The following is a 12212-nucleotide window of genomic DNA, read 5'->3' on the forward strand; positions in this document are numbered from 1 at the left end:
GTCATGCCGATGAACTATCAGGAACAGGCACGGCAGTTCGTCGAGGACGGCTATGCCGTGTTCAAGGGCGCGCTGGCCGGCGATGCGCTCGACCTGCTGCGCGGCGAATGCGATGCATTCGTCGCGCGGGAGGATGCGCGGATGGATGCGCAGGGCGTCGACACGATCGGCCTCAGCCATCGCGGCAAGCGCTACTTCGCCAATGAATGCCAGCGCGTCGTGCCTGATATCCGGCGCATGCTGTTCAGCGAGACGATGGCCGATGTATGCCGTGCGACGATCGGTGACACCGCCTATTTCTTCTTCGACCAGTTCGTCGTGAAGGGACCGGAGGGCGGCCTGCCATTTTCCTGGCATCAGGATTCGGGTTATGTCGTCGGCAATGGCGGCCCTGCGGATCATGCGCCTTATGTCACCTGCTGGTGTCCGCTCGATGATGCGACGATCGAGAATGGCACCGTGCGCTTGATGCCGGGCAGCCACCGGAACGGTATCGTGCCGCATGAACGCCAGTCGGGCAGCAACGATCTGGTCGGCGCGCCGGCCGAGGCGGAAGGGATCATCGTCGAGGCCAAAGCGGGCGACATCGTCGCTTTCTCCAGCCTGTTGCTGCACGCGACCGGCGCCAATCGCACCGATCGCGCGCGACGCGTGTTTCTGGCGCAATATACGCCCGAGGCGATGCTCAATCCCGGCACGAAGCAGCTGCGCCGCAACGCAATCGCGCTGGTCCAGAATGGCGAACAGGTGACTTTTGCTTAACCGGCGGGGCCTCCGCTCGTGACTCTGTCCCCGGCGCGCCGCAACGTGATCTTCGCGCTGGCGATCACCGCGACGCTGCTCAATCTGGTCGATCGGCAGATCATCGCGGTGCTCAAGCCCGATATCGCGCATGATATGAGCTGGACCGACAATGATTACGGCACGCTCGCCGCCTGGTTCCAGGGATCGGCGGCGGTGGCGTTCTTGTTCACCGGCTTCGCGGTCGACAAGCTTGGGGTCAAATGGGCCAACCCGATCGGCGTGGCGCTGTGGAGCCTCGCGGCGATGGCGCATGCCTTTGCGCGCGGCTTCAGCAGTTTCGTGCTGTGCCGTATCGCGCTCGGCGCGACCGAGGCGATGGGCACGCCGGCGGCGATCAAGACGATCGCGGTGATCTTTCCGCCGACGATGCGCTCGTTCGGTTATGGCCTGGTCAATACCGTCGGCAGCCTGGGTGCGATCGTCACGCCGTTGCTCATTCCGACCGTCGCCTTGCTCTGGGGCTGGCGCGCGGCATTCCTGATCGGCGGCGCGCTAGGCTTGCTCTGGGCGATCGTCTGGCTGTTCGCGGTCAAGGGCGTGCATTTCGCCGGTGACGGTGCGCCGACACGCAGCGACCAAGGCGCAAAGACGACGGTCGGGCGCAGCATCTTTGTCGAACGCCGCACCTGGGCGATCGCGGTCGCCAAATTCCTGTCCGATGCGACCTGGTGGCTGATGCTGTTCTGGATGCCCGATTTCTTTCACCGCAGCTTCGGGCTGACCGGCATTGCGCTCGGCACGCCGCTGGCGATTGCCTATACCTGCAGCGCGATCGGATCGCTGATCGCCGGTACCGTCGCGTCGCGGCTGATCCGTCAGGGCTATAGTGTCGAGAAGGTGCGCAAGGGGTCGCTGCTCGTCGCCGCCTTGCTTGCCTTGCCGCTGCCCTTTGCCGACACGGTGCACAGCTATGCGCTGGCGGTCGCGCTGATCGGCCTGGTCATGGCCGCGCACCAGGCTTTCTCGGTCAATTTGTTCGCACTGATCGCCGATGTCTCACGCCCTGAAAAGATCGGGCGCGTGACCAGTTTTGGTGCGTTCAGCGGCAATATCGGCGGGATGGTGATTGCCAAGGTTGCGGGGCTGACGCTCGCCGCCGGGCTCGGCTATCTGCCATTGTTCCTGTTCGCCGGCGGTTCCTATCTGCTCGCGGTGATCGCGATCCAGTTGCTCCTGCCGAAGCTTCCGCTGGACGGGATGGGAACGGCGCTGCCGGTCGCGGCGCACTGACGGGTGTATTTCGGGACGGGTGTATTTCGGGGCGGCATTGGCCTAGCCTTGGCAGAAGAGAATAAGGGCGACCATGGCGACGAGACAACCCAGACCCCTGCCGATGGCGGCGGATCTTTACGGCGATATCGAGCCATCGCCCAAGTCGAGCTGGCAGGGCTATCTCCCCGGGCTGGCGATCGTCGCGGCGGGAACGCTCGCCGCTGCGTTTCTGTCGGATCATTATGGCGCGCCGCTGACGCTGATGGCGCTGCTCATCGGGCTCGCACTCAATTTCCTCAGCGCCGATACGCGGCTGACGCCGGGGCTGGCTTTCGCGTCGCGTTCGCTGCTGCGCTGGGGCATCGTGCTGGTCGGCGTGCGCATCACTTTCGGGCAGATCGCCGCGCTCGGGCCGGTTGCGCTGCTCTGCGTGCTAGCCATCGTTGCGCTCACCATCGGCGCGGGCATCCTGGCCGCGCGGCGCTTTGGTTTCGATAACGCGTTCGGCGTATTGGCCGGCGGCGCAGTGGCGATCTGCGGCGCGTCGGCGGCGATGGCACTGGCGACCACGCTCGGTGAGAAACGGACCAGCCAGACGCAATTGACCATGGTGCTGGTCGGCATCTCGGCGCTGAGCGCGCTGGCGATGGTGCTGTATCCGATCGCGGCGCACGCGTTGGCGATGAGCGATCTCAAGGCCGGCTTCATGCTCGGTGCGGCGATTCATGACGTCGCCCAGGCGCTGGGGGCGGGCTATTCCTATTCCAAGGACGCCGGCGATATCGCCGCGATCGTCAAGCTGACTCGTGTCGCCATGCTCGCGCCGGTGCTGGCGATCGTCGCCCTGTTCCTGCGCGGCGACGCGTCGCGCGCAAAAGGGCCGGGAATTCCCTGGTTCGTGGTCGGCTTCTTCGTGCTGGCCGGGATCAATTCATTCGGGGTGATCCCGACGGCGGTGGCGAAGGGCGCGGAACAGATCGCCGCCGGGTTGCTGGCAGCGGCGGTTACCGCAACCGCGATCCGCTCGCCTTTGTCGCAATTGCTTGAAGCCGGGCCGAAGCCGCTGTTCGTGATTCTGGCGGCGACGCTGGTGGCGTTTGCGCTGGCGCTTGGGGCGGCCCTGTTGTTCGTCGGGTAAGGTGTTGTAAAATACGCCATCCCGGAGCGGTAAATCGAGCGCGTCTTAGCCTCCCGGTAGGGGAAGGCCTATTTCGGAACCGGCCCGGTAGAATCGCGCACCACCAGTTCGAAGCCGATCTCCCGTCGCTCGACCGGCGCATCCTCGCCACCGAGCAGCAGGTCCGCCGCCTGATAGGCCATTTGCCGGGTCGGCTGGCGGATCGTGGTCAAGGGCGGCCAGACGAAACCGGCAAGCGCGGTATCGTCGAAGCCCGCGACCGACAGCTGGCCGGGCACACTGATCTCGCGCCGGTGTGCGACGGTCAGCGCGCCGGCCGCCATATCGTCGCTCGAAGCGAAGATCGCGCTTGGCGGCACTTCAAGCGACAGCAGTATTTCAGCGGCGGCGGCGCCCGAGGCGAAGTCGTAGCTGCCCTCGACGATTAGTGCCGGATCGCTTGCGATGCCCGCCGCCTGCAGGGCCTTGAGATAGCCGTTCCGCCGCTGTGTGCTGGTCTCATAGCTCGGATGGCCGGCGATGAAGCCGATGCGGCGGTGACCAAGCCCGATCAGATGCTCGGTCATCTCACGCGCTGCACGCCCATTGTCGATAAAGGTCGAGGAGGTCAGGTTGACATCGCCGCCGGGCGAGACTCGCACGAAACGTACGCCGCGCCGCGCAAGCAGGTCGAGCACCGCCGGATAGTCGGTCACCGGCGGGGTCAGGATTAATCCATCCACATTGGTTGCATCTACCAGGCTCTCGACATCGTCGAGCAATGTCTCCGAGTTGCGGTCATAGGGCTGCGCGATCATCCGCACCCCGTCCGCCGCACATCGGTCGCGGATGCCCGATTGCATTTCATAGACATAATAGGGGCTGGGATTGTCGCAGATCAGCGCGATCTGGAAGCTGCGCCGCCCGGCGAGCGAGCGCGCTGCGGTGCTTGGGCGGAAGTTGAGCAGGGCAACAGCGGCCTGCACTCGCTCACGCGTCGCTGTGCCGACATAGCGCTCGTTATTGAGCACGCGCGATACCGTCTTGATCGAGACCCCCGCTTCGCGGGATACGTCCTTGATGGTCGCACGCACTTTGTCGCTCCGGCGTTTCGTTTCACCATCGCATGTGCCCGAGCGGTCCGTGCGCGTCCATCCCCGCAGCCAATTGCTTGCGGTCACTGTTATATGACGATAATACAGTCATTCGCCATGTTGGCAGGCTGATCCGGGAACGATCGAGAACGATGCGTCCTTACCCCTTCGATCCGGCGACCGCGCCGTCGAGCAAATCGCCGTCCGGCGGTGCCGCCTATGGCTCCGACCGGTCGCCGCTCGACCTGTCCGGCGGGTTGCCGCCGCCGGGTGATTATTCGGGCGGTGGCGACGATTATGATGCCGATGCCGATGGCTACACGACCAATTTGCCGGTCGCCTATCGCGGGTCGCGCTGGCGCTGGCCGATGCGCATCTTTGGCGTCGGCATATTGCTGTTCGTGGTTGCGGTGATCTGGCTGATCTTCACCGCGCCCTTGTCGAAATCGCTCGAACCGCCGACGCCGCCGAGCATCACGCTGCTCGCCGAAGACGGCACGCCGATCGCACGGCGCGGCGCGATCATCGGCAAGGCGGTCGATGCGTCGAAGCTGCCCGCCAACGTCACCAACGCCTTTCTCGCGATCGAGGACCGGCGCTTCAAATCGCATTGGGGCGTCGACCCGCGCGGTATCGCCCGCGCTTTCTGGCACAATATCACCAGCGACGGGCGCAGTCAGGGCGGCAGCACGATCACCCAGCAGCTTGCCAAGAACGCCTTTCTCGATTCGGATCGAACCGCAGCGCGCAAATTTCGTGAGGTCCTGATCGCCTTTTGGCTCGAGGCATGGCTGTCGAAGAACGAGATCCTCTCGCGCTATCTGTCGAACGTCTATTTCGGCGATAACGTCTATGGCCTGCGCGCGGCGTCGAAACATTATTTCAACCGCGAGCCCGAGGATCTGTCGATCGGCCAGGCGGCAATGCTCGCCGGGTTGGTCAAGGCGCCTTCGCGGCTCGCCCCGACGGTCAATCTGAAGGGCGCGCGCGACCGGCAGAAGCTGGTCGTCGCGGCGATGGTCGATGCCGGTTTCCTCGACAAGGCGGTGGCGGCCGATGTGTCGCCGGCGCGGCTGTCGACGAGCAAGATCAAGCCGTTGCCCGACGGCACCTATTTCGCCGATTGGGTGCTGCCCGAGGCGCGCGACCGCGCAGGCGAGATCGCGACCGAAACCACGGTCAAGACCACGCTCGACCGCCGCCTGCAAAAGGCCGCGGAGCGCGCGATCAGGAGCGCGGGGCTGCGCCAGGCGCAGGTCGCCTTGGTTGCGATGCGCCCCGATGGCCGGGTCGTCGCGATGGTCGGCGGCAAATCCTATGCCGACAGCACGTTCAACCGCGCTGTCCAGGCGCGACGCCAGCCGGGATCGGCGTTCAAGCTGTTCGTCTATCTCGCCGCGTTGCGCAGCGGCCTGACGCCGGATTCGAAGATCGAGGACGAACCGGTGACGATCGCCGACTGGTCGCCGAAGAACAGCGATGGCCGTTATGAGGGCGAGATCACGCTGCGCCGCGCCTTTGCCAAATCGAGCAATGTCGCGGCGGCACGGCTGATCCAGCAAGTCGGGGTGAAGAACGTGACCCGTGCCGCGCGCGACCTCGGCATCTCGACGCCGATTGCCAATGAAGCGACGATCGCGCTCGGCACTTCGACGGTGTCGCTGCTCGAACTGACTTCGGCCTATGCTTCGATCGCCGCGCAAGGCTATCCGGTGCGGCCGCGCGGGATCGAGCCGAGCGGCGAGCGCAGCTGGCTGCAAAGCCTGACCGAGGGTGCGCACCCGCTGACTGGCGATCTGCACGCCAATATGCTCGACCTGCTCTCCGCGTCGGCGGAAACTGGCACTGGGCGTCAGGCGGCGCTGTCGGTCAAAACCTATGGCAAGACCGGCACAACGCAGGACAATCGCGACGCCCTGTTCATCGGTTTTGCCGGCGATCTGGTGGTCGGGGTGTGGGTCGGCAATGACGACAATACGCCGAATGCGGGCCTGTCGGGCGGCGGTATCCCGGCGCGGATCTGGCGCGCCTTCATGATAAGCGCGCTTGGCGTCGGCCCCGCCGTCGCGCCCGAACCGGAGGCGACCGAAGAAGAGGTCGATCCGGATGCCGCCAACCTGATTGGTGTCGACGGTGTCAATGTCCCGCTCGAGGGCGATCTCGAGGGCCTTGGGCTCAATCTGCGCGTTGGTCAGGATGGCAGCATCGAGATCAATCGCTCGAACCGCGGCGATCGCAGCGACCGGCCGCGCCGTGAAGATCGCGCGCCGCGTTATGAGGAACCGCAATATGACGAGCAGGCGCCCGACGAGCGATGATCTGTCGGGATTCGTCAGGGCGGTGGCGTCCCTGAAACCTCCACGGTTGACGAGGCCTGACCATCGCCGCAAGGCTGCGTCATGCGCTTCTTCTCCGATAATGCCGCCCCGGTTCATCCCGCTGTTTTCGCAGCGCTCGAACAGGCCAATACGCTCGACACCGCCTATGACGGCGATGGCTGGAGCCGCCAGCTCGATGCGCGTTTCTCCGACCTGTTCGAGGTCGAGGTGCGCGCGTTATGGGTGCCCTCGGGCACCTCAGCCAATTGCCTCGCGCTTGCCGCGCTGTGTCCGCCGCATGGCGCGGTCGTGTGTCACCGCGACGCGCATATTCAGAACGACGAATGTGGCGCGCCGGAATTCTACACCCATGGCGCAAAGCTGCTGCTTGGCGAGGGTGAGGGCGCCAAGCTGACGCCCAAGACCATCCTCGCCGTGCTCGACGCCACGCGCGATGATGTGCATCAGGTTCAGCCGCATGCGATCTCGATCACCAACGCGACCGAATATGGTCGCGTCTATACCCCCAATGAGGTCGCCGCGATTGGCCATCTCGCGCGCGAACGTCGGCTCGGCCTGCATATGGACGGTGCGCGCTTCGCCAATGCGGTCGCGCATCTCGGTTGCACGCCGGCCGACCTGACCTGGCGCGCCGGGGTCGATGCGCTGAGCTTCGGGTTTGTCAAGAATGGCGGGATGAGCGCTGAGGCGCTGATTTTCTTCAAGACCGATTTGCAGGCCGCGACGCTCTATCGCCGTAAGCGCGCCGGGCTGCTGCTGTCCAAGGGCCGTTATCTCGCGGCGCAGATTCATGCGCTGCTCGATCATGATCTGTGGCTCGACAATGCGCGTGCGTCGAACGCCGGCGCGACTATGCTCGCCGAGGCTGCGGGCGACCGGCTGGTCCATCCGGTCGAGGCGAACGAAGTGTTCCTGCGTGTTACCGCCGCCGAGGCCGAGCGACTGCGCGCCAAGGGTTTCGATTTTTACGACTGGGGCCCGGGCGAGGCGCGGCTGGTGATCTCCTGGGATCATCGGGCCGAGGCCATCCGCCCGCTCGCGGACGCGATCGCCGCACTCTGACGGGGCGCCGTCACGCATAAAAAAACCGCCCGCCCCGAGTGATCGGGACGGGCGGGGCAGGAGAGCTCAGAGGCTGAAGCGTAAGGTCGCGCGGATGTCGCGTCCGGCGAGCGGCGCGAAATCCTTCAGAAAGCTGGCATGGCGCCGCGCATCGACATCGAAGATGTTGTTGGCGCTGATGTTGAGTGTGGTCTTGTTGTCGGCGCCGAACGGGCTGAGCGAGATCGAGGCATTGACCATGGTATAACCCTTGGTCGGCGTCTCGAAGGCGGTCACGCGGTTTTGGTCGAAGACGCGCTCGGCCTCGATCCGGCCAGTGATGCGGTCCGATTGCGCTTCCAGCCCGCCGAGGACGCGCGGCGCGGGGATGCGCGGGATTGGGCCCTGATCGACGATATTGGCGTGGACGTAATCGCCCAGCGCATCGGCATTGATCTTGAAATCGCCGATCCGCGCCAGCAGGATCGACCCTTGCGCTTCGACGCCATAGTAGCGCGCATCGGACTGACTGAACTGGAAACAGGGGAATTCGACCTCGCGGCCGCTCGGCGCGGCGGCCGCTTCGCACACCGCCTGATTGACCTGGTTTTCCGAGATATAGTTGGAGAATTTATTGTAATAGGCTGACGCGTCGAAGCTGAACCCTTCACCATGTGCGTGGAGCGTGGCTTCCAGACCCCAGCTCTTCTCCAGCCGGAAATCGGCGCTGCCCAGTTCATAGGCTTGCGTTCCGGCATGGCCGCCATTGGCGAACAATTCCTCCGCTGATGGCGCGCGTTCGGTATGCGACAGGTTGATGCCGATGCGGATCGGATCGCTGATCGCATAGGACGCGCCGATCGACCCCGACAGCGCCTGGAAGTGACGCGCACCATGGAAGAAGCGTAAATCGTCGGCCGGGGTGCGTGCCGCGACATCGGTCAGTTCGTAGCGCAGGCCGCCTTCGGCCTTGAACGCGCCGAGATCGAGCTGCTGCAAGGTGAAGAAGCCGGTCTGGTTGGTCTCGTTTTTGGGCAGAAACGCCTCCTCGCCCTTCACGTCGAAGATGCGATTGAAGAACTGCACGCCCGATGCACCCTTCCAGCCGCCATGATCGGCCTGGATCAGCTCGAGCCGGCCCTCCAGGCCCTTATTGTAGAAGGCGGTGCCGACCGATCCGTCCTCCTCGAGTTCGAAATGGCGATAGCTCGCCTGACCGGCGCGAACCTTGATCTTGTCGAGGAAGCCGCCGCCGGTATCGACCTCGCCGCGCAGGTCGACGCGGTTCTGGACGATCGACAGGCGCGGTGCCTCCTGTCCTTCGCCGGGCAGCGTCGCATAACGGATCGGCACGCCGTACAGGCTGTCATAATGGCTGTACGAGACGCCGAGATTACCGCTGTCGGTGATGATCGACGCGCCGGCGCCGGCGGTCCAGGTCCTGCTCGCCGAATTGGGCAGCGTGCCCTTGATTGCGGCGTTGGCGGCATAGTCGATCGGTTCGGGGTCGGCCGGATCGACCGGCAACAGGCTGGTGGCGAGCGCTTCGCGGCGGCGTTCGGGGGTCAACGCATAGCCGCCGATGCGAAGATCGTCGGTCTTCGAATAGGAGCCATCGGCATGAAGCACGAGGTGCTCGCCGACCGCGACGTCGCCGGCGCCGCCGAACGAGCGCTCATTGGCAGCCGAGCCATAGGTGGCGGTGCCACTCAGCCGATAGCCCTTTACCGGCACGCTTCGTGGAATGCGTGTGTCGATGACGTTGACCACGCCGCCGACCGCCGAGGAGCCGAACAACAGGGCAGAGGGGCCGCGCAACACTTCGATTCGCTCGGCGAGCAGCGGATCGATGATCACGGCGTGATCGACCGAGGTGTTGGACACGTCAATCGATCCGATCCCGTCGGTCAGCACGCGGATGCGCTCGCCCTGGAAGCCGCGCAGGATCGGGCGCGATGCGCTCGGCCCGAATGAGGTTGCGGAAACGCCCGGCAGCCGGGCCAGCGTCTCGCCGATCGTCGGCTTCAGGCTGCGCGTCAGCTCCTGACCGGACAGGACCGACGTGCCCGACAGCACATCGGCTTCGCTCTGCTCGAATGGCGCGGTGATGATGATGTCGCGCATGTCGTCGTCGCGATCCGCTTTCACGTCCACTTTGACGGGGGCCGGAGCGGCGGTGGGATCGGACATGTCCTGAGCAAGCGCGGGTTGAGCGAAGGCGAAGGCAGAGACAGAGACGGTGCTGGCAAGCAGGAGACGGCGAATCATGAAGGCCCTTTCTTGTTCTTGTGCGGCGCAATAGATGTTATGGTATAAAGTCACAAGACGGTTCGTCGTTGCCTTGCCACGGCCCGTCTATGCTAGGGGGTTTTCCTGCCATCGAAGGAGAATCCGATGCCTCGCCTGCGCTCGCTGCTGTTTGTTCCTGGCGACCGTCCCGACCGGATGGAAAAGGCATTGGGGCTCGGCGCTGATGTGCTGATCCTCGATCTGGAGGATTCGGTCAGCCTGTCGGCCAAGCCACAAGCGCGTGCGGCGGTCGCGACTTTCCTGCGCCGGTCGCGCACGGTGACGCTTTATGTTCGGGTCAATCCGCTCGACTCCGGGCTGATCGATGACGACCTGGCGGCAGTGCTGCCTGCCGGACCCGACGGGCTATTGCTGCCCAAGGCCGAAGGCGCCGCCTCGCTTGCCGCGCTCGATGCGCGATTGTCGGGCGACATCGCGATTCTGCCGATCGCAACCGAGACGCCGGCGGCGATTTTCGCGCTCGGCAGCTATGGCGGAGTCACATCGCGCCTCGCCGGTCTGACCTGGGGTGCCGAGGATCTGCCCGCCGCGATCGGCGCGGCAACCTCGCGCGAAGCCGATGGCAGCTATACAGCACCCTATCAGCTGGCGCGCTCGCTGACCCTGTTCGGTGCGCATGCAGCGGGGGTGCCGGCGATCGAGACGGTCTATCCCGATTTCCGCGACCTCGACGGTCTGGCGGCTTATGCAGCGCGTGCGCGGCGTGACGGCTTTACCGGCATGATGGCGATCCATCCCGCGCAGGTTCCGGTGATCAACGCTGCCTTTACGCCGAGCGCGGCGGAGGTTGAGCGTGCCCGCTGCGTCATCGCGCTGTTCGAGGCGAACCCCGGCGCTGGCGCGCTGGCGCTTGATGGCAAGATGGTTGACGCGCCGCACCTGAAGTCGGCGAAGCGGTTACTCGCTGGGGTGTAACACCGAGACTCCGGCCCGCCTGAGCCGCGCCCAGGCGCCGATCGCCCACCAGCCGATCGCCCAAAGCGTGCCGAACGCCCAGCCGCCGAGCACGTCGCTCGGCCAGTGTACACCGAGATAGACCCGGCTCATGCCGATTGCGGTGACCAGCAAGGCCGCGACGATCAGGATGTAGCTGCGTGCGCCGCGGCCCTGCACGATCTGCATGATCAGTGTGGCGATGGTCAGATAGACGATCGCGCTGTTCGCGGCATGGCCGCTTGGGAAACTCGCGGAGCTGACTTGCACGAGATGATCGGTCAGGTCTGGCCGCGGCCGTCCAACCAGCAGCTTAACGAGGCCGACCGCGATCGAGCCGCTGATCGTTCCGCTAAGTACCAGCGCCATGGTCAGCCACAATCGCCTGACCGCGAGGAAACCGACGGTGATCGTGACGATCAGGGTCAGCACCGTCACACCGCCCAGCGCGGTGATGTCGACCGCCGCTGGCTTCATCCATGACGGTCCGACTGGTACGCCATGCGCCGTGCCGCCGCGTGCGGCGAGCAGGATCGCCGAATCGAATGCGAAACGGTGACCGCGATCGATGAACAGGCCGATCAGGGTAAGGATCAGCGCCGCCAGTGCGGCCGCGCCGCCCGCTGCGAGCAGCCAGGGCGGATGGCGCACGCCGCCCGGAACTTCGCCGGCGGCATCGACGCCCTCGGCGTGGAGCGGGTCGTTAGCGATCATCTTGGCTGATCATGGCGATGGTCTCGCGGCGATGGTGGGCCCGTCGGGATTCGAACCCGAGACCTACAGATTAAAAGTCCGTTGCTCTACCAACTGAGCTACGGGCCCCCACACATGCCGGGCAAGTGACGCGCGTTACGGGCGCGACGCGCGCTGGTCAACCGCGCGCAGACGATGGACGAGTTGTCGCACGGTCAGACCGGTGATTGGATCGCGCCAGTCAGGCGCAATGCGCGCGAGTGGATCAAGCACGAAACGGCGCTCGCGGAAATCGATATGCGGGATCGTCAGGCCGGCATCGCCCCAGGCGCCGCCCGACCACAGGATGATGTCGAGGTCGATCACCCGCGCGCCCCAGCGCTGCCCAAGCCGCCGCCCGAAATCGCGCTCGATCGCCTTGAGCCGGGCGAGCAGTTCGGGCGGGTCCTCGGAAGTTTCGAGCAGGACCGCACTATTGGCGAAACGCCGGATCGAGGGACCGACCGGCGCGGTGGTGAAGATCGGCGCGGTCGCCACGACGTCGCCAATTGCTCTAATCGCTGCCGCGACCTGCGCCTGCGGCGCACCATGACGACCGCGACGGTTCGATCCGATAGCGACGACATAGGTCGAAAGGGGGGCACAGGTTGAGTTTGGCACGGCAAGCTG

At 65.2% G+C, this 12212-nt stretch carries 10 protein-coding genes and 1 tRNA gene; 6 read left to right on the plus strand and 5 right to left on the minus strand.

The window, feature by feature from the left end; all coding sequences use genetic code 11:
• Positions 1 to 9: 9 nt before the first annotated feature.
• The 3 genes from G4G27_RS20595 to G4G27_RS20605 all read left to right on the plus strand — a co-directional run bounded on the left by G4G27_RS20595 (position 10) and on the right by G4G27_RS20605 (position 3154).
• Complete coding sequence (locus G4G27_RS20595) at positions 10 to 762, plus strand: phytanoyl-CoA dioxygenase family protein (protein WP_183110368.1); 753 nt, start codon at positions 10 to 12, stop codon at positions 760 to 762.
• Between the two features lie 18 nt (positions 763 to 780).
• The gene (locus tag G4G27_RS20600) at positions 781 to 2034 is read left to right on the plus strand and encodes an MFS transporter (protein ID WP_183110369.1); all 1254 of its coding nucleotides are present in this window, start codon (positions 781 to 783) and stop codon (positions 2032 to 2034) included.
• Between the two features lie 73 nt (positions 2035 to 2107).
• Positions 2108 to 3154, plus strand: a complete 1047-nt coding sequence (locus G4G27_RS20605) for a putative sulfate exporter family transporter (protein WP_244624439.1) — start codon at positions 2108 to 2110, stop codon at positions 3152 to 3154.
• A 68-nt stretch (positions 3155 to 3222) separates the two neighbouring features.
• Here the strand turns inward: G4G27_RS20605 and G4G27_RS20610 are convergent, their stop codons facing one another.
• Positions 3223 to 4227 carry a LacI family DNA-binding transcriptional regulator gene (locus G4G27_RS20610; protein WP_183110370.1) on the minus strand — a complete coding sequence of 335 codons (1005 nt, stop codon included), beginning with the start codon at positions 4225 to 4227 and terminating at the stop codon, positions 3223 to 3225.
• Between the two features lie 152 nt (positions 4228 to 4379).
• Here G4G27_RS20610 and G4G27_RS20615 point away from each other — a divergent pair, with 152 nt between their 5' ends.
• Entirely contained in the window at positions 4380 to 6545 is a 2166-nt protein-coding gene (locus tag G4G27_RS20615) for a PBP1A family penicillin-binding protein (protein WP_183110371.1), read from the plus strand.
• Positions 6546 to 6626: 81 nt separating this feature from the next.
• Entirely contained in the window at positions 6627 to 7628 is a 1002-nt protein-coding gene (locus G4G27_RS20620; protein ID WP_183110372.1) for a beta-eliminating lyase-related protein, read from the plus strand.
• A gap of 66 nt (positions 7629 to 7694) precedes the next feature.
• Here the strand turns inward: G4G27_RS20620 and G4G27_RS20625 are convergent, their stop codons facing one another.
• Positions 7695 to 9875, minus strand: coding sequence for a TonB-dependent receptor (locus tag G4G27_RS20625; RefSeq protein WP_183110373.1), 2181 nt, complete (start codon positions 9873 to 9875; stop codon positions 7695 to 7697).
• 126 nt (positions 9876 to 10001) lie between these two features.
• On the opposite strand from G4G27_RS20625, the gene G4G27_RS20630 reads away from it, so the two are divergent.
• Positions 10002 to 10832, plus strand: a complete 831-nt coding sequence (locus tag G4G27_RS20630; RefSeq protein WP_183110374.1) for a CoA ester lyase — start codon at positions 10002 to 10004, stop codon at positions 10830 to 10832.
• Here G4G27_RS20630 and G4G27_RS20635 read toward each other — a convergent pair.
• The 3 genes from G4G27_RS20635 to folK form a co-directional block, all read right to left on the minus strand.
• Positions 10815 to 11564: a phosphatase PAP2 family protein gene (locus G4G27_RS20635; protein ID WP_183110375.1), complete on the minus strand. Its 750-nt coding sequence runs from the start codon at positions 11562 to 11564 to the stop codon at positions 10815 to 10817. The two genes, G4G27_RS20630 and G4G27_RS20635, sit on opposite strands and share 18 nt — an antisense overlap.
• 32 nt (positions 11565 to 11596) lie before the next feature.
• A tRNA-Lys gene (locus G4G27_RS20640) sits at positions 11597 to 11672 on the minus strand.
• Between the two features lie 27 nt (positions 11673 to 11699).
• On the minus strand, positions 11700 to 12203 hold the full coding sequence (gene folK, locus G4G27_RS20645; RefSeq protein ID WP_183110376.1) for a 2-amino-4-hydroxy-6-hydroxymethyldihydropteridine diphosphokinase: 504 nt from the start codon (positions 12201 to 12203) through the stop codon (positions 11700 to 11702).
• Positions 12204 to 12212: the final 9 nt, after the last annotated feature.

The sequence above is a fragment of the Sphingomonas sp. So64.6b genome (genome assembly GCF_014171475.1).
GTDB classification, from domain to species: domain Bacteria; phylum Pseudomonadota; class Alphaproteobacteria; order Sphingomonadales; family Sphingomonadaceae; genus Sphingomonas; species Sphingomonas alpina_A.